Source organism: Micromonospora orduensis (assembly GCF_006228125.1).
Classification (GTDB): Bacteria; Actinomycetota; Actinomycetes; order Mycobacteriales; family Micromonosporaceae; genus Micromonospora; species Micromonospora orduensis.
In genome coordinates, this window is the sequence record NZ_VDFY01000200.1 from 16,971 (window position 1) to 34,148 (window position 17,178).

13 protein-coding genes are annotated in these 17,178 nt (G+C 72.5%); 8 read left to right on the forward strand and 5 right to left on the reverse strand.

What is annotated here, in order from left to right; genetic code table 11:
* Positions 1-23 precede the first annotated feature (23 nt).
* Positions 24-1,196 carry a PQQ-dependent sugar dehydrogenase gene (locus FHG89_RS22940; protein WP_139586475.1) on the reverse strand — a complete coding sequence of 391 codons (1,173 nt, stop codon included), beginning with the start codon at positions 1,194-1,196 and terminating at the stop codon, positions 24-26.
* 69 nt (positions 1,197-1,265) lie between these two features.
* Positions 1,266-3,083 carry a SpoIIE family protein phosphatase gene (locus FHG89_RS22945; protein ID WP_139586476.1) on the reverse strand — a complete coding sequence of 606 codons (1,818 nt, stop codon included), beginning with the start codon at positions 3,081-3,083 and terminating at the stop codon, positions 1,266-1,268.
* 187 nt (positions 3,084-3,270) lie between these two features.
* On the opposite strand from FHG89_RS22945, the gene FHG89_RS22950 reads away from it, so the two are divergent.
* Complete coding sequence (locus FHG89_RS22950; RefSeq protein ID WP_139586477.1) at positions 3,271-4,197, forward strand: 2-hydroxyacid dehydrogenase; 927 nt, start codon at positions 3,271-3,273, stop codon at positions 4,195-4,197.
* On the opposite strand, the gene FHG89_RS22955 is transcribed toward FHG89_RS22950, so the two are convergent.
* Positions 4,191-4,583, reverse strand: a complete 393-nt coding sequence (locus FHG89_RS22955; protein WP_139586478.1) for a PH domain-containing protein — start codon at positions 4,581-4,583, stop codon at positions 4,191-4,193. The genes FHG89_RS22950 and FHG89_RS22955 overlap by 7 nt on opposite strands.
* A gap of 219 nt (positions 4,584-4,802) precedes the next feature.
* Between FHG89_RS22955 and FHG89_RS22960 the strand changes: the two genes are divergently transcribed.
* The gene (locus FHG89_RS22960; RefSeq protein ID WP_139586479.1) at positions 4,803-7,202 is read left to right on the forward strand and encodes a GGDEF domain-containing phosphodiesterase; all 2,400 of its coding nucleotides are present in this window, start codon (positions 4,803-4,805) and stop codon (positions 7,200-7,202) included.
* A 21-nt stretch (positions 7,203-7,223) separates the two neighbouring features.
* Here the strand turns inward: FHG89_RS22960 and FHG89_RS22965 are convergent, their stop codons facing one another.
* The gene (locus FHG89_RS22965) at positions 7,224-8,243 is read right to left on the reverse strand and encodes a LacI family DNA-binding transcriptional regulator (RefSeq protein ID WP_139586480.1); all 1,020 of its coding nucleotides are present in this window, start codon (positions 8,241-8,243) and stop codon (positions 7,224-7,226) included.
* Between the two features lie 390 nt (positions 8,244-8,633).
* Here FHG89_RS22965 and FHG89_RS22970 point away from each other — a divergent pair, with 390 nt between their 5' ends.
* From FHG89_RS22970 to FHG89_RS22995, 6 genes are all read left to right on the forward strand, one after another.
* Entirely contained in the window at positions 8,634-9,914 is a 1,281-nt protein-coding gene (locus FHG89_RS22970) for an ABC transporter substrate-binding protein (RefSeq protein ID WP_139586481.1), read from the forward strand.
* An 82-nt stretch (positions 9,915-9,996) separates the two neighbouring features.
* Positions 9,997-11,013 carry a carbohydrate ABC transporter permease gene (locus FHG89_RS22975; RefSeq protein ID WP_139586482.1) on the forward strand — a complete coding sequence of 339 codons (1,017 nt, stop codon included), beginning with the start codon at positions 9,997-9,999 and terminating at the stop codon, positions 11,011-11,013.
* Positions 11,014-11,066: 53 nt separating this feature from the next.
* On the forward strand, positions 11,067-11,909 hold the full coding sequence (locus tag FHG89_RS22980) for a carbohydrate ABC transporter permease (RefSeq protein WP_139586506.1): 843 nt from the start codon (positions 11,067-11,069) through the stop codon (positions 11,907-11,909).
* Positions 11,906-14,350 carry a glycoside hydrolase family 2 protein gene (locus tag FHG89_RS22985; protein WP_139586483.1) on the forward strand — a complete coding sequence of 815 codons (2,445 nt, stop codon included), beginning with the start codon at positions 11,906-11,908 and terminating at the stop codon, positions 14,348-14,350. Before FHG89_RS22980 ends, FHG89_RS22985 begins: the two co-directional genes overlap by 4 nt.
* Before the next feature lie 146 nt (positions 14,351-14,496).
* Complete coding sequence (locus FHG89_RS22990) at positions 14,497-14,835, forward strand: ArsR/SmtB family transcription factor (protein ID WP_139586484.1); 339 nt, start codon at positions 14,497-14,499, stop codon at positions 14,833-14,835.
* A complete protein-coding gene (locus tag FHG89_RS22995) occupies positions 14,832-16,517 on the forward strand; it encodes a SulP family inorganic anion transporter (protein WP_139586485.1) in 1,686 nt (561 codons plus the stop codon). The genes FHG89_RS22990 and FHG89_RS22995 overlap by 4 nt, the downstream gene beginning before the upstream one ends.
* A gap of 94 nt (positions 16,518-16,611) precedes the next feature.
* Here FHG89_RS22995 and FHG89_RS23000 read toward each other — a convergent pair whose 3' ends face one another.
* Positions 16,612-17,106, reverse strand: coding sequence for an RloB family protein (locus FHG89_RS23000; RefSeq protein ID WP_167517502.1), 495 nt, complete (start codon positions 17,104-17,106; stop codon positions 16,612-16,614).
* Positions 17,107-17,178: the final 72 nt, after the last annotated feature.

The window sequence follows — 17,178 nt, forward strand, 5'->3', positions numbered from 1 at the left end:
ACCTGAACGGATGGTGACAAGGATCAGCTGCGACCGCCGTCGCCGCCGGCGAACACCACCCGCAGCAACCGGTCGTCGTCGGCCGCCGGATCGCCCCGCCCGTCGTGGTTCGAGGTGCTCACCCACAGCGAGCCGTCCGGTGCGGCGGCCACCGCGCGCAGCCGGCCGTACCGGTTGGTGAGCAGTTCGCTGGGCTGGCCGAGCAGGGTGCCCGTGTCGGTCACCTCCAGCACCCACAGCCGCTTGCCCCGCAGGCATCCGGTGACCAGCAGCCGATCCGTGGCGGCCAGCCCGGAGCAGGACGCGTCCGAGGTCGCCCACTGGGTGATCGGGTCGATGTATCGACGGTCACCCGCCCGCCCCTCGACCTGCGGCCAGCCGTAGTTGCCGCCCTTGGTGATCTGGTTGATCTCGTCCCAGGTGTTCTGACCGAACTCGACCGCGTACATCCGCTTGCCCGCGTCCCAGGTGAAGCCCTGCACGTTGCGGTGGCCGAGAGACCAGACCGGAGAGCCGGGGTACGGGTTGCCGGGGGCGGGTCTGCCGTCGCGGGTGACCCGCAGGATCTTGCCGCCGAGGCTCTTCACGTCCTGGGCGAGGGGGCGTTCCCCGGCGTCGCCCGTGCTCACGTAGAGCTGCCCGTCCGGGCCGAAGCCCAACCCGCCGCCGTTGTGCACGTTGGCCTTGGGGATGCCGGTGAGGATCGGCGTCGGCTGCCCGCCGAGTTGCAGCCGGACGACCCGGTTGTCCTGCTCGGCCGTGTAGTAGACGAAGAGCGTCCGGTCCTGGGCGTAGCCGGGGGAGACGGCGATGCCGAGCAGGCCGCCCTCGCCCGCCGCCGCCACGTCGGTGATCGTCTGCGCCACCCGGACCCGAAGCCCGTCCGGCCCGGACTCGGGGCCGACCTGGAGGATCCGACCGCTGTCGCGTTCGGTGACCAGCGCGCCGCCGTCCGGCAGGAAGGCGATGCCCCACGGCACCCGCAGTCCCTTGGCGAGAACCGTCGTCACCGCCTGCCGGTCGGCGCCGCCGGGGCTCGCCGACGTCGACGGCGTCGGCAGGTTGGGCGGCTCACCCGCCGGGTCCGGCTCCGGCTCACCGAAGCTGCAACCCGTGGTGAACAGCAGCGCCGCGCAGGACGCCGCGAGGACCGCCCGGAGGCGGCGGACGCGAGGGTACGGGGGACGGGCGCTCATCCGGCCCAGGGTATCCCTCCCGACGGCCCGGCCGGGGCCGACAGTGGGCGCGGCGTCCGACGGGACCGCTCAACGGGCCCGTACGGCGAGCAGCGCGGTGTCGTCCTCCCGGCGCTGGATCGAGGCGAGCAGCAGGTCACACAGCTCGTCCAGGGGCACGCCGCCGGTGCCGGTGATCCGGTTGACCAGCTCGGCCAGTCCCTCGTCGATGGACCGGTCCCGACGCTCGATCAGCCCGTCGGTGTAGAGCAGCAGGGTGTCGCCGGTCGCCAGGCTGGCCGAGTGGCTGGACCGCCGCGACGGCCGGCCCAGGCCGAGCAGCGGTTCCGGTGTCGCCTCCAGGGCTTCCACGGTGCCGTGGGCGCGCACCAGCAGGGCCGGCGGGTGCCCGGCGTTGGACCAGGTCAGCTCGTGCACACCGGCGCGCTGGGGGCAGATCCGCACGAGCGTCGCGGTCGCCGCGATCGGCAGCCGCAGGCCCCGGATCGCGCCGTCCAGGTGGGTCATCAGCTCCCCGACCGCGTCCGGCCGGCCGAAGGCGTTGCCGCGGACCAGGTTGCGCAGCTGACCCATGGTCGCCGCCGCCTCGATGTCGTGCCCGGCCACGTCCCCGATCGCCGCGATCAGATCCCCGTCGGGCTGGACGAAGGCGTCGTACCAGTCGCCGCCCACCTCCACCCGGTCGGCCGCCGGCTGGTAGCGGGCCGCAAGCTCCAGCTCGGTGACGGCGGGCAACCGCGGGAGCATGCTGTGTTGCAGGACCTCGGCGACGTGCCGCTGTTCGCCGTACATCGAGCTGTTGCCGATGGCCTGCCCGGCGCGGCGGCCGATGTCGATGGCCGTGAGCAGGTCGCGGTCGTCGAACTGCGGACCGTCGGCCCCGTTGACGAGGGTGATGGCGCCCAGCACGGTGCCGCCCGCCGCGCGCACCGGAACGCTCAGGTAGGAGGTGATGCCCAGCCGCTCGGCGATGGCGCTCATCTCCGGATCGGTGGTGCCCCGCGACACGTCGGCCAGGGACGCCGCGCTGCCGAGCCGGGGCTGACCGGTCCGCAGCACCGCCCTGATGATCGACTCCTGGCTCAGGCCGGTACGCAGCAGCTGCGCGAAGCGGTCGACGTCAGCCGTCCGGGCCGGGTCGCGGTGCACGGCGACGACCTCGCGGGGCTGACCGGTCGGCCCGATCAGGGTGAGCAGGCACCAGTCGGCCAGCAACGGCACCATGGTGGTGGCGAGGCGACGCACCGCGACGCCGACGTCCAGGGTGTCGGCAAGCGTCTCGCTCACACCGGCCAGCAGCTCCAGCCGTTCGTGCGCCTGCACGACCCGCCGGCGGGCCTCCTGCGCGCCGTCCAGGGCGATCCGCAGCCGCAGCTCCGACGAGCAGGCGGCCGCCAGGTCGGCAAGTGTCCGCAGCTGCGCGGCCGTCCAGGCGCGGGGTTTGCTGTCGATGGCGCAGAGTGAGCCGAGCACCCGGCCGGAGAGGTCGGTCAGGGGCATCCCGGCGTACGCGACCACGCCGAGGTCCTCGATGGCGAGGTTGGTCCGTACCCGGGGGTAGAGCCGGGCGTCCGGCAGCACCATCGGCACCTCGATGTCCACCACATGTTGGCAGAACGAGTGGCTCAGCGGTGTCTGCCGGCGTTGCGACCAGGGCTCGGGCAGCCCGACCGCGCCCGGGAAGAACTGCCGGTCGGCGGAGACCAGGGACACCAGCGCGACCGGGACGTCCAGCAGGTCGCTGACCAGCCGGGCGAAGCGGTCGAACGCCTCGTCCGCGACGGCGTCCAGCCCGGTGTCGGCGAGCGCGCGCAGCCGTGCGGGATCGCCGAGCGCCGGGGGAAGTCCGGGCGTACGGCGAGGGCTGGCGGGGGAGCCGTCGGTCATCGGGCACCTGTCTGCCGGGGTGGAGGCCGACCGGCCCTCCGGGCCCTCCGTTATACCTCGTTCAGGGCGTGGGCGAACATCGCTGTGCTGAGTCTCGCCCGCCGCGGCGGCGCGCGCCACCAGCCGTGAGGTCGGATCGCGGCCGTGCCCGCGCGGGCCGTCGCGCCGGCGGCTATCGTCGGCGGACGTGAAGGTATGGATTCCGCACGAGGCCGGTCTGGATCTCATCGGCGAGGTGCCGTCGGACGTGACGGTGGAGGTCGTGGAGCGCGCCGACCGGTTGCCCTCGACGGTGGCCGGGGTGCGGTTCTGGGTGCCGCCGTTCCTGGGCGGCACGGACTCGACGGCGCTGGTGCGGGAGCTGCCCGACCTGGCGGTGGTGCAGCTGCTCTCGGCCGGCGCGGACGCGTGGGTGGGGCGGACGCCTGACGGTGTGACGCTCTGCGACGCCCGAGGGGTGCACGACCCGTCCACGGCGGAGTGGGTCGTCACCGCGATCCTGGCTCAGCTGCGGGCGTTCCCGGCGTTCGTCCGGGCGCAGGCCGACCGCCGGTGGGCGTACGACGGGTTCACCCCGACCGACGAGCTGACCGGTAAGCGGGTGCTGATCGTCGGGGCCGGCTCGATCGGTACGGCGGTGCGGGACCGGCTCGCGCCGTTCGAGGTGAGCTTCACCCTGGTCGCCCGTACCGCCCGGCCGGAGCAGGGGGTGCACGGCGTCGACGAACTGCCCCGACTGCTGCCCGAGGCGGACGTGGTGGTGGTGCTGGTGCCGCTCACGGAGCAGACCCGTGGGCTGATCGACAAGGAGTTCCTGGCCGCGATGTCGGACGGGGCTCTGCTGGTCAACGCGGCCCGGGGGCCGGTGGCGCGTACCGAGGCGCTCGTCGCCGAGCTGGGCACGGGCCGGATCTCGGCCGCGCTGGACGTCACCGACCCGGAGCCGCTACCGGCCGACTCGCCGCTGTGGACGATGCCGAACGTGCTGCTCACCCCGCACGTGGCCGGGTCGGTACGCGGGTTGCTGCCCCGCGCCTACCGGCTGGTGGGTGACCAGGTGCGCAGGTTCGCCGCCGGCCAGCCGCTGATCAACACGGTGGTCGGCGGCTACTGACCGGGCGTCCCGGCCGTCCCGTCGGGCAGCCTCTGCCCGGTGGCCGACACCAGGTGGGGCAGGTCCACGCCGCGTACCGCCGGCAGGGTGACCTGCTGGCCGTCGTCGAGCCGGGCGACGGCCCGCCCGCGCGGGTCGGTGGCGAGCTCGACGACCTGGTCCCAGTCGATGCGACGCTGCCCCACCAGTGCGCGCAGGCGCAGCCCCCGGGCGTCGGCGTCGGTGCCGGCCCGCCAGGCCCACACCGCGACGCCGAGCGGGACGAGCAGCACCGGCAGCAGGTAGCCCCGCGCGTTGGCCAGGGGCAGCGCGCCGATGAAGGCGATCACCGCGGCGACCAGGATGGCTTGGTTGTGCCGGAAGCGGACCGTGTCGGACTTACTCACCCTGCGATGATCCCACCCCCGGCGGATCCGGGTCGCAGCGGGCGGTGCCGGGGCGGCCCGGTTCGCCGTACAGTGACACAGGTCATTGCTTCCGTCCGATGACCAGCGCGTAACTCTTTCGGCCTCTGGTCGTTCTCGACTGGTGGGCAGCGGACCCGCAACGTCCGATGCCGCCGCACCGCCGCACCGCCCCCGTGCCCCCTCACGAAGGCGACCGCCGTGCTCCTCGCGTACCCGTTCCGTGTCCACGTCCCCCGCCGTGCGCTTCCGGAGGCCGCCGTGTCCACGGCGGTGGCGCTGCTCGTCCTCGCCGGCGCCGCCGATCTGGTGCCGAGTGCGGTGGTGATCGCTCTGGCCGGTGGCGCGGGCGCCACGCTCGCGGGTGTCCGACTCTCCCGCCTGGCCATCCGGCATCCCGCCGGTCCCGGGTCGCCGAGCGGGTCGTCCGGGCGCACGGCGGGTGTGCGGCTCGACGCGGCGGTGGTGGCGGCCGGTCTCGCCGCCGCCGTGCTGCCACTGGTCGCCGACGGGCACCGCGCCGCCGCGCTGGCCGGGTCGCTGGTCGTGGCCGTGCTGTCGGTGACCGGGCTGCGCCGGCTCCCCGGGCGGTGGCGACCACCGTCCGGGGTTCGGCTGCGCTCGCTGATCGAGGCGGCCGGCCCGGCGCTCGGGCTGGCCCTCGCCGGCTGGCTGCTGCTGCCCGGGGACGATCTGCCGGTTCCGGCCCGGCTGGCCGCCGCGCTGGTGCTCGGCGCGCTGGGGATGGCCGCGACCAGCGCGTTCGCCGGACCGGATCGGCACTCGCCCGCGGCGATGTGCCGGGGTGGGGTGCTGCTCACGCTGCTCGGCCTGGCCCTGCTGGCGGCGCTGCCGCCCGGGGTGAGCGGTCGGACGGCCCTGCTGGCCGTGCCGCCGCTGGTGCTCGGGATGCTGCTCACCGCCCTCGGCGCGGCCGCCGCGGTGGACGCCGCCGACGCGGAGTCGACGGAGGCCCGGGCTGCCCCGGCGTGGCCCCGGGCGGTGCTCCCGGCGACGGTGGTGCTGCTGGCGGCCGGCCTGCACGTGGGTGCCGGCCGGGCACCGGACCGCACGAGCGTGCTGCTGGCTCTGGCCGCGGTGCCACCGCTGGTGCTGCGGGAGCTGCTGCGGGCCGGCGACGCGGCCACTCCGGAACGGCGCGCCGCGCACCGTCGGCGTGCCGGCCGCGGGGTCCGGCACCGCCGCGTGGCCGCGTCACGCTGGCCGGGGGCGCAGCCGCCGCCCGGCGATCAGACGTCCGGCGCGACCGGGCGTTCCCGCGCCTCGACCGGTCTCGACGCGGCCTGGCCGTCGGACGACGGTGCGGCCCGGTCGAGGCACGATTGGCCGTCCGTCCCGCCCGGCGATGGCCCGGGGGACCGGGCGGCCCTGCTGGACGCCCTCGCCGCGATCGGCGACGTGCCCGCGCCGGCCGGCGCGCTGCTGCTGGTGGACCTGCACGGAGGCGATGTGCTCGGCCCGTCGGTCCGCGAGGACCTGCTGGCCGAGGCGGTCGCGCGGGCCCGCGCCACCGTTGCTCCCGGCGACCTGGTCACCGGCTGCACGGGCGCCGGGTTCGCGGTGGTCACCGCGGCAGGACCGGTGCTGGGGTACGCGCTGGGCATACGACTGCTGACCGCGCTCGGTCCGCCCTACCTGCTTGGCGGTTCGGCCGTGCGGGTACGGACGAGCATCGGGCTGGCCGAGGTGAGCGGCGCCGGGCCGGCGGACGTGCTCCGCCAGGCTGAGCTGGCCCGCCGACGGGCCGTGCAGCTGGGTCGGGACCGGGTCGAGTGGTACGACGCGTTCCTGGAGGAGCAGCTGGTCCGCCGGCTCGACCTGGAACGCGAGCTGCCCGGCGCGGTGGCGCGCGGCGAGTTGGACCTCGTCTACCAGCCGGTGCTCGACCTGGCTGACCGGCAGCCAGTGGGCGCGGAGGCGTTGCTGCGCTGGCGCAGTCCCGTGCTCGGCACGGTGCTCCCCGCCGAGCTGCTGCCGGTCGCGGAGGACCTGGATCTGATCGGTGAGCTGGAGTGGTGGGTGCTGGATCGGGCCTGCCGGCAGCTGTCCCACTGGTCGGCGGGCGTCCGGGAGCTGTGGATGGCGGTGAACGTCACCCCCCGGGAGCTGACCACTCCCGACTTCGTGCAGCGCGCCGCGGCCGTGCTGGCCGCGTACGGGGTGTCGCCGGAGCGGTTGGTGGTCGAGGTGTCCGAGCCGAGGATCGCCGCCGACCTGTCGACAGTGGTGGCCCGGTTGGCCGGGCTGCGGTCGCTGGGTGTGCGTACCGCGCTTGACGATTTCCGGGCCGAACACGCCTCGCTGGCCCAGCTGCGCCGGCTGCCGATCGATCTGCTCAAGGTGGGCCCGGAGCTGGTGGGCGCGCGGCCGGACGGGCAGCCGCCGTTGATCGACGTGGTGGTGAACGTCGGCGAGCGGCTGGGAGTGGAGATCGTCGCCGAGGAGTTGGAGTCGCCCACCCAGGTCGAGGGGGCGCAGCGGGCCGGCTGCCGGTACGGGCAGGGCTTCGCGCTGGCCCGCCCGGCGACGGCCGAGCGGGTCGAGGCGTACTTCGAGGAGTTTCCGTCGGCGTCCCGCTGACGTTCCCGGTGGTGAACCGGTTCACCTCTCCCGGGGCGGTGCGGTGCTGCCGCGCGGGGTCAGGTGCGGCGTCTCGTCCTGCACCCGGCCGGCGGGCTGCCCGGCGATGACGGCGAGGAGTTGGCGGGCGGCGTGCGCCCCGTACGCCGGGATGTCCCGGCCCAGCGCGGTCAGCGGCGGGTGCACGAGCCGGCAGAGCGGTGAGTCGTCCCAGGCCACGATGGACAGGTCACCCGGCACGGTGAGCCCCATCTCCTGGGCGACGGACAGCCCGGCGATGGCCATGACGTCGTTGTCGTAGATGACCGCGGTGGGCCGCTGGGCGGAGCTGAGCAGCCGGCGGGTCGCCCGCCCACCCTCCTCGCCTGTGTAGTCGGACCAGACGGTCACCGCGTCGACCAGGCCGAGCTGCGCGCACACCGCCGTGAAGGCGTCGGTGCGGATCTGCGTGTGCCGCAGGTCGGGCAGGCCGCCCACCCGGGCGATCCGTCGGTGCCCGAGCGCGACCAGGTACTCCACGGCCTCGGTCAGCGCGGCGGCGTCGTCGGACCACACGCTGGCCAGGTCGCCGGTGCCGCCCGGCCCGCCGATCACCACGGCCGGAAGTTGGAGCTGTTCGAGTGCGGGGATGCGACGGTCGTCGGTGCGCAGGTCGCAGACGAGAACACCGTCGACCCGGCGTTCGCCCCACCAGCGTCGGTAGACCGCGATCTCGGCGTCCTGGTCGGCCACCACCTGGAGGGTCAGCGCGTACGAGCGGGCGGAGAGTTCCGCCTCGACGCCGCTGATCAGCTCCATGAAGAAGGGCTCGATGCCCAGTATGCGGGCGGGGCGGCACAGGGCCAGGCCGACCGCCTCGGCGGTGGCCCCGGAGAGGGCGCGAGCGGCGCTGCTCGGGCTGAAGCCGATCTCGGTGGCGATGGCCAGGATGCGTTGCCGGGTGGCCTCGGAGACACCGGGCTGCCCGTTCAGCGCGTACGACACGGCGCCCTTGGACACTCCGGCGCGTCGGGCGACGTCGGCGATTGTCGGCCGCTTCACCGGCGTGCTCCTCCACTCTCCGCCCGGAGGCGGGGTTCCTGACTGCCGCGGGCCGTGGCTCGGGCCGCCGCGTCGGCGGCCCCAACCTAGCGCAACCGGGGTCGGTTGCCGTCGCGCCTCGGCGTGGGCGAACGGGGGCGGCAGGCACTTGCCCGGTTCAGCGTACCGCCGCGTCGGGGGCGGCGGGGTGCCGGTTGGTGTGTGGAGCTGCGGAAGAAAGCGCTCCACCACGCGTGTTCGCGCTCCCACGGGCCTGTTTGGTGCATCGATCGGGGACGGATTTAACCGGCCGTTGACACTCCTGGAACCGAACCGTACGGTGGCCTCACTTATCCGGTTCAGTCAACGTCTCTCGATGTCGGGAGCGTTCCCACATGCTCGGAGGATGACATGAAACGGTCCTGGACCCGATGGGCCCGTACGGTCGCCGTGGGGGCGGTCGGCCTCGCCCTGGTCGCCGCGTGCAGCGGCAGGAGCGGTCAGGATTCCGGCGCCACGGACGGGCAGGTCACCCTGAAGATCAACTTCTGGGGTGACTTCGGCCTTCAGGACCTCAAGACGAAGTACGAGGCGGCCAACCCGAACGTCAAGATCCAGCTGAACTCCGGGGAGTACAACGCCCAGCACGAGGACCTGCAGAAGAAGCTGGTCGCCGGCTCCGGCGCACCGGACATCGCCGCCATCGACGAGGGCTTCATGGTGCAGTTCCGGAGCCAGTCCGACAAGTTCGTCAACCTGCTCGACAAGGGCGCCGGCTCGTACGAGAGCAGGTACCTGCCCTGGAAGTGGAAGCAGTCGCTCTCCGCCGACGGTAAGACCCAGATCGGCCTCGGCACCGACGTCGGCGGCCTGGCCATGTGCTACCGCACCGACCTGTTCAAGGCCGCCGGTCTGCCCACCGCGCCCGACCAGGTCTCCGCCCTCTGGCCCACCTGGGACAGGTTCATCGAGGTCGGGCAGCGGTACACCGCCGCCAGCAACAAGAAGTTCATCGACGCCGGCAGCAACCTGTTCAACCCGATCCTCGGCCAGCAGCCGGTCGGCTTCTACGACGACCAGGACCAGCTCCAGATGGAGCAGGGCCCGAAGATCGCCTTCGACTACACCGTCAAGGCCATCCAGGCCGGCCTCTCCGCCAACCTGGCCAGCTTCCAGGCCGACTGGGACAAGGGCTTCACCAGCGGTTCCTTCGCGGTGCTCGCCTGCCCGGCCTGGATGCTCGGGCACATCAAGGACACCGCCCCCGGCACCGAGGGCAAGTGGGACATCGCCGCGGTGCCCGGCGGCGGCGGCAACTGGGGCGGCTCGTTCCTGACCGTTCCCAAGCAGGGCAAGCACGTCGACGAGGCGTACAAGCTGGTGGAATGGCTGGTCCAGCCGGAGCAGCAGATCGAGATCTTCAACAAGGTCGGTAACCTGCCGTCCCAGCCGGCCCTCTACAGCGACCCGGCCATCGCCGACTTCAAGAACCCGTTCTTCAACGACGCGCCGGTCGGACAGATCTTCCCGAACATGGCGCAGGGCCTCACCCCGCAGTACCTGGGCAAGAAGAACGGCCCGACGCGGGTGGCCGTGGAGAACGTGCTGATCCGGGTGCAGAACAAGACCCTCAAGCCCGAGGCCGCCTGGGCGGAGGCCGTCAAGGAAGCCGAGAAGGCCAGCAAGTCCTGAGTCCGCTGCGCGAGGGCGGGCCGGACGCGGTCCGCCCCCGCGCCACCCGTACCCCTGTCTCTTCGGCCCTGGAGTGTCTCCGATGTCCACGACACGCGCCGCGCCCGCGCCGTCGGCCCGACCAGCCGGCCGGCACGGCCACGGCGCCGACCCGGACCACCACCGCCGGCTCGGCTGGCGCGACCGGCTGTACCGGTTCGACGTGCGCTACATGCCGTACCTGCTGATCGCGCCCTTCTTCCTGATCTTCCTGGTCTTCGGCCTGTTCCCGTTGGTCTTCAACGGCGTCATCGCGCTGCGCACCTACCGACTGGACGACCCCGCCGCCGCGGGCTGGGCGGGGCTGGACAACTTCCGGCAGCTCTTCGGCGACGAGGACTTCTGGAATGCGCTCTACAACACCTTCGGCATCTTCCTGCTCTCCTCGGTGCCGCAACTGCTGCTCGCGCTGATCGTGGCGTCCCTGCTCAATCGCCGGCTGCGGGCGCAGACCTGGTGGCGGGTCGGTGTCCTGCTGCCGTACGTCACCCCGATCGTCGCCTCGACGATGGTGTTCAGCGTCTTCTTCTCCCGTGACTTCGGCATGGCCAACTGGGTGCTCGGCCTGTTCGGTGTCGGCGGTGACGAGCCGATCAACTGGCGGGCCGACAAGCTGCACGCCTGGATCGCCATCGCCACCATGGTCAACTGGAAGTGGATCGGCTACAACGCCCTGCTGTACCTGGCCGCCATGCAGTCCATCCCGCGGGACGTCTACGAGGCCGCCGCGGTCGACGGCGCCGGCCCGTGGCGACAGCTGTGGCGGATCACCGTGCCGATGATCCAGCCGGTGATCGTGTTCACCGTCATCCTGTCCACCATCGGCGGGTTCCAGCTCTTCATCGAGCCGATGCTGTTCGACCTCAACGCGCAGGCCGCCACCGGCGGACCGAACGGCGAGTGGCAGACCATCGCCCAACTCATCTACAAGGTCGGCTGGAAGGACCTGAATCTCGGGTACGCGGCCGCGATGAGCTGGGCACTCTTCCTGATCATCCTGGTCGTGGCGGGGATCAACACCCTGCTGACCAACCGACTCTCGGGAGGGCGATCCAGGTGAGCGCCGTCGACACCGCACCACGGGTCACCAGGCCCCGCCGGCGGGCCGCGCTGATGGGCCGCGCGCCGCAGGACACCCCGGCCGGCATCGGGACGTACCTGCTGCTCGCCACCACGATGCTCTTCGCGGCGTTCCCGCTGTACTGGATGTTCGTCATCGCCACCAGCAACGACGAGGCCCTGGCCCAGATCCCGCCGACGGTGATCCCCGGCGACCGGTTCCTGGTCAACCTGGACGAGGTCTTCTCCCTCCAGGACGTCTACTTCGCCGCGTCGCTTGTCAACAGCGTCATCGTCTCGACAGTGGTGACCGCCTCGATGCTCTTCTTCTGTTCACTTGCCGGGTTCGCCTTCGCCAAGCTGCGCTTCGCCGGCAGCCGGTGGCTGATGCTGTTCGTGGTGCTCACCCTCACCGTGCCCAACCAGCTCGGCGTCGTCGCGCTCTACATCGTGATGGGCAGGCTGGGCTGGAACGGCACCCTGCTGGCGGTCATCGTGCCCGGCCTGGTCACCGCTTTCGGCGTCTTCTACATGCGCCAGTTCATCCTCAACACCGTGCCCGACGAGCTGGTCGAGTCGGCGCGGATGGACGGGGCGACCACCATGCGGGTCTACCGGTCCATCGTCCTGCCGTCGATCCGGCCGGCCCTCGCGGTGCTCGGCCTGCTGACCTTCGTGGCGACCTGGAACGACTTCCAGTGGCCGCTTATCACCCTCGGTGGCACCGACTACCCGACCTCGATGGTCGCCATCTCCGACCTGGCCAGCGGCAACTACGTGATCTACCGTCGGGTGCTCGCCGGGGCGTTCGTGGCGACGATCCCCCTGCTGGTCATGCTGTTCATCGGTGGACGCCAGATCGTCCGCGGAATCATGGAAGGTGCGGTGAAGTCTTGAGCCGACAGGCACTCCACGACGGTTGGACCCTGCGCGCGGCACCCGGAGCGCAGGTGCCGGCCGAGATCGCCGGGCGGGCCGTGCCGGCGACCGTGCCCGGTTGCGTACACACCGACCTGCTCGACGCCGGGCTGATCCCCGACCCGTACCTCGACGACAACGAGCTGGCGTTGGCCTGGATCGGGCGCACCGCCTGGACCTACCGGACCACGTTCACGCACACTCCCGGCGACGCGGACCGGATCGACCTGGTCTGCGCCGGCCTGGACACCGCCGCCACGCTCACCCTCAACGGGATGCCCGTCGGCCGCACCGAGAACATGCACCGCGGCTACCGGTTCGACGTCCGGTCGCTGCTGCGCGACGGCGACAACGACCTGACCGTCTCGTTCGACTCCGCGTACCGCTACGCCGAGGCGCAGCGCGACCGGCTCGGCGACCGGCCCAACGCGTACCCGGAGCCCTTCCAGTTCATCCGCAAGATGGCCTGCAACTTCGGCTGGGACTGGGGGCCCACGCTTGTCAGCGCCGGCATCTGGCAGGACATCGGTCTGCACGCCTGGTCGACGGCCCGCCTGGCCAGCGTCCGCCCGCTGGTCACCGTCGACGGCCGCGACGGCCGGGTCGAGCTGCACGTCGAGGTCGAGCGGGTCGCCGACGTACCGCTGACCGTCCGCGCCACCGTCGCCGGCGTCAGCGCCGACGTGGTCGTCCCGGCCGGGCAGCGCACGGCCGTGCTGACCCTCGCCGTCCGCGAGCCCGCGCTGTGGTGGCCCCGGGGGTACGGCGAGCAGGCCCGCCACCTGCTGGAGGTGACCCTGCACGCGCCGGACGGCGACACCCTGGACGGCTGGTCGCGGCAGGTCGGCTTTCGCTCGGTCCGGCTGGACACCACACCAGACGAGCACGGCACCCCGTTCGCGCTGTCGGTCAACGACGTCCCGGTCTTCGTGCGGGGCGTCAACTGGATCCCGGACGACGTGTTCCCCACCCGGATCACCCGGGACCGGCTGGCCGGGCGCTTCGACCAGGCCGCCGAGGCCAACGTCAACCTGCTGCGCGTCTGGGGCGGCGGCCGGTACGAGTCGGAGGACTTCTACGACCTCGCCGACGAACGCGGCCTGCTCGTCCAACAGGACTTCCTCTTCGCCTGCGCCGCGTACCCGGAGGAGGAGCCGTTCGGCGGCGAGGTGGCCGCGGAGGCCGCCGAGCAGGTGATCCGGCTGGCGGCGCACCCGTCGCTGGTGCTCTGGACCGGCAACAACGAGAACATCTGGGGCTGGCACGACTGGGACTGGCAGGAGCCACTCGCCGGGTGCACCTGGGGGCGCGGCTACTACCTCGACGTGCTGCCCCGCATCGTCGGCGAGCTGGACCCGACCCGCCCGTACTGGCCGGGCAGCCCCTGGTCGGGCACCGAGACGATCCACCCCAACGATCCGGCGCACGGCACCACCCACATCTGGGACGTGTGGAACACCGACGACTACACGAAATACCGGGAGTACGTGCCGCGCTTCGTCGCCGAGTTCGGCTACCAGGGCCCACCCGCGTACGCCACCCTGCGCCGGGCGCTCAGCGACGAACCCCTGGCCCCCGACTCACCGGGCATGGCGCACCACCAGAAGGCGACCGGCGGCGACGCCAAGCTCCAGCGGGGCCTGGACGCGCACCTGCCCGCACCGGCGGACTTCGACGACTGGCACTACCTCACGCAGCTCAACCAGGCCCGAGCCATCCAACTCGGCGTGGAACACTTCCGCTCCCACCGGGGCGTGTGCGCGGGGACCATCGTCTGGCAGCTCAACGACTGCTGGCCGGTCACCTCCTGGTCGGCCGTCGACGGCGACGGCCGCCGCAAACCCCTGTGGTACGCGCTGCGCCACGCGTACGCCGACCGGCTTCTCACCGTGCAGCCGCGCGACGGCGGCCTGGCCGTGGTCGCGGTCAACGACGGCGGCACGCCATGGCGGGCGTCGGCTTCGGTGACCCGGGTGACCCTTGCCGGTGAACCGCGAGCCAAGACGACGATGGAGCTGGACGTCCCCGCGTACTCGGCGGTGACGCTGGCACTGCCGGCGGAGCTGGCGCGGCCGGACGAGGCCCGGCGGGAGTTGTTGGTCGCCGAGGCGGGGGAGAGCGCCGAGCGGGCGCTCTGGTTCTTCGCCGAGGACCGGGACGTGGACTGGCCGGCGGCGGCGTGGGACGCGACGGTGGAGCCGTTCGACGGTGGGCAGCGGGTCCGGGTCACCGCCCGTTCGGTGCTGCGCGACCTGACCCTCTTCCCGGACCGGCTGGACGCTTCCGCGTCTGTGGACCAGGCCCTGGTCACCCTGCTGCCGGGTGAGTCGGCCACGTTCACGGTGCGAGCCGACGGTTTGGTGGACGAGGCGGCTCTCGTCGCTCGCCCGGTGCTGCGCTGCGTCAACGACCTGGGCTGACGCCCCATGATCGCGCTCGATCCATGAAGTAGTGGTCTCCCGTTGCGAGGAGGCCACTACTTCGATGTTCGAGCACGATCATCACGGGTCCAAGTTGAAGACTTGTTCAAGTGTTAAAGTCTTCGTGTCGATCGGGAGGGATGCTCATGTCGGTGCCGCTGTACCAGGCGAAGGCCGAGCTTTTCCGCACCCTCGGGCATCCGGTGCGCATCCGGGTGCTGGAGCTTCTCCAGGACGGCCCGAAGCCGGTCCGCGACCTGCTCGCCGCGATCGAGGTCGAGGCGTCGAACCTTTCCCAGCAGCTAGCCGTGCTGCGCCGCGCCGGAATGGTCACCTCACATCGCGACGGCCCCCTCGTCATGTACGCGCTCAGCACCCCCGACGTGGCCGACCTGCTGGCCGCCGGTCGACGGATCCTCGGCGCCGTCCTGACCGACCGGGACGCCCTCCTCGACGAGCTGCGCGCCACGAGCGGCGACCGGTGAGCGCCGCCGTACTGGCGGCCCGCGAGCGGATCCTCGGGCTGCTGCCCGGCCGGGCCGACTGGGCGGCCGTCCACCGCTCACCGCGCCGCGACCTGCTGGCCGGGCTCACCGTGGCGGTGGTGGCGCTGCCCCTGGCGCTGGCGTTCGGCGTCACCTCGGGGCTGGGTGCCCAGGCCGGGCTGATCACCGCCGTGATCGCCGGCGCGGTGGCCGCCGTCTTCGGTGGCTCCAACCTCCAGGTGTCCGGGCCGACCGGGGCGATGACCGTGGTGCTGGTGCCGGTGGTGCAGCAGTTCGGAGCCACCGGCGTGCTCATGGTCGGGGCGATGGCCGGCCTGGTGCTGATCGCGCTCGCAGTGGCCCGCCTGGGCCGGTACGTCCGCTACCTGCCCACCCCGGTGCTGGAGGGCTTCACCACCGGCATCGCCGTGGTCATCGCCCTGCAACAGGTGCCCGCCGCGCTCGGCGTCACCGACGCGCACGGGGAGAAGGTCTGGGCCGTCGCCGCCGACGCGGTCGCCCGTTTCGTCGTACACCCGAAGCCGGCCGCGCTCGCGGTGGCCCTCGCCGTCGCGGCCCTGATGCTGCTGGGCGCCCGGTGGCGGCCCGGCCTGCCGTTCTCACTGCTCGGCGTGGCGGCTGCCACCGTCCTCGCCGAGCTTGCCCCGGTCGACCTGGTGCGGATCGGCGCGTTACCGCAGGGCCTGCCCGCGCCCTCGCTCGGCTTCCTCGACCTCGGCGCGCTCGGCGTGCTGCTGCCCAGCGCGCTCGCCGTCGCCGCGCTCGCCGCCCTGGAGAGCCTGCTGTCCGCCACCGTCGCCGACGGCATGACCGTCGGTGAGCGACACGACCCGGACCGGGAACTGTTCGGTCAGGGCCTCGCCAACCTCGCCGCCCCGCTCTTCGGCGGCATCCCGGCGACCGCCGCCATCGCCCGTACGGCGGTCAACGTCCGCGCCGGGGCGGCCTCGAAGCTGGCGGCTCTCACCCACGCGGTCGCCCTCGCCGGGATCGTGCTGGCTGCCGCGCCGTTGGTCGGACGGATCCCGCTCGCCGCTCTGGCCGGGGTACTGCTGGCCACCACAGCCCGCATGGTGGAGGCCGGCTCACTGTGGGCGCTGGCCCGGGCCACCCGAGGCGACGCGGTCGTGCTCGTACTCACCTTCGCCGTCACGGTGATCTGGGATCTCGTCACCGCCGTGGCGGTCGGCGTCGGCGTCGCCGTGGTGCTCGCCCTGCGCGCCGTGGCCCGCAGCGCCCGGCTGGAACAGGTGCCCCTCGACCCCGGTGAACACAGCGCCGAGGAGTACGCGCTGCTCACCGAACACATCGTCGCGTACCGGCTGGACGGGCCGCTCTTCTTCGCCGCCGCCCACACGTTCCTGCTCGAACTGTCCGAGGTCGCCGACGTTCGCGTGGTCATCCTGCGGATGTCCCGCGTGACCACCATGGACGCCACCGGCGCGCACGTCCTCGGCGACGCGATCCGACGGCTACGCGGACGCGGGATCACCGTCCTGCTCTCCGGCATCACCCCCGCCCACGACCAGGTACTAGCCACCCTGGGGGTGGCTGACGACCTGCGCCGCGAAGGGCTGGTCTTCACCGACACACCGGCCGCGATCCGGCACGCCCGTGCGGCTGCTCTCTCCGCGGCGATCGGCCCGATCGGCCGGAGATAGCTGTCAGGAAGTGCGCCACCGGCTAGGACGGTGGGTCTGAAGCGTATGTAAGCCCGCACGCCCACCGATCCAACGGAGGGTCAGATGTGGCGCCTCAACGAAGAGCGGCGATGATCTGCCCGATGGAGGTGGACGGATTGCCCTCCGGGGGCGGGCCGAGTCGATCAGCCCGCCGGCAGGCGTCCTCAATCCGGTCGCGGAAGTTGCCGAAGTCGAGCCTGGTCTTGTCCCAGGAGGGGATGTGCTCCCGTAGCAGGTCGCGGGCTCGCTTGGCGTTCTCCACGAACCGGGTGCAGTTGCCGTAGTGGAGCAGTAGCCACACCTCGAAGCAGGGATTGGACCAGGCCAGATTGACGTCGATAGCGGCAGATTCGCGGGTCGCCGGCTCAGTGGCGAAGTCGTCGACATCGCAGACGGCCCATGCCTCGTCGAAGTCGTCGCGCTGGCGGCGCCGCGCCGCACCTCGTACGCCGTTGACCGGCGAGCCGCGTTCTACCACGACGACCACCCGGGGGCGCACCCACGCCTCCTGCTTGAGGCCGTTGAAGTAGTCCCGTTCCGTGGATTCACCGTTGGTGGCGATCAGCACGGTTGTCCGCTGCTCCCGGGTCGATGCGCGTCGCCGGAGGTCGGTCTCGCGGCCACGGCCGGACCGTATCGG

What these genes read in the sequence shown, in the direction of transcription:
- FHG89_RS22940 (WP_139586475.1), bottom strand. Translation starts at nt 1,196, where the DNA reads ATGAGCGCCCGTCCCCCGTACCCTCGCGTCCGCCGCCTCCGGGCGGTC.
- FHG89_RS22945 (WP_139586476.1), bottom strand. Translation starts at nt 3,083, where the DNA reads ATGACCGACGGCTCCCCCGCCAGCCCTCGCCGTACGCCCGGACTTCCC.
- FHG89_RS22970 (WP_139586481.1), top strand. Translation starts at nt 8,634, where the DNA reads ATGAAACGGTCCTGGACCCGATGGGCCCGTACGGTCGCCGTGGGGGCG.
- FHG89_RS22975 (WP_139586482.1), top strand. Translation starts at nt 9,997, where the DNA reads ATGTCCACGACACGCGCCGCGCCCGCGCCGTCGGCCCGACCAGCCGGC.
- FHG89_RS22980 (WP_139586506.1), top strand. Translation starts at nt 11,067, where the DNA reads ATGGGCCGCGCGCCGCAGGACACCCCGGCCGGCATCGGGACGTACCTG.
- FHG89_RS22990 (WP_139586484.1), top strand. Translation starts at nt 14,497, where the DNA reads ATGTCGGTGCCGCTGTACCAGGCGAAGGCCGAGCTTTTCCGCACCCTC.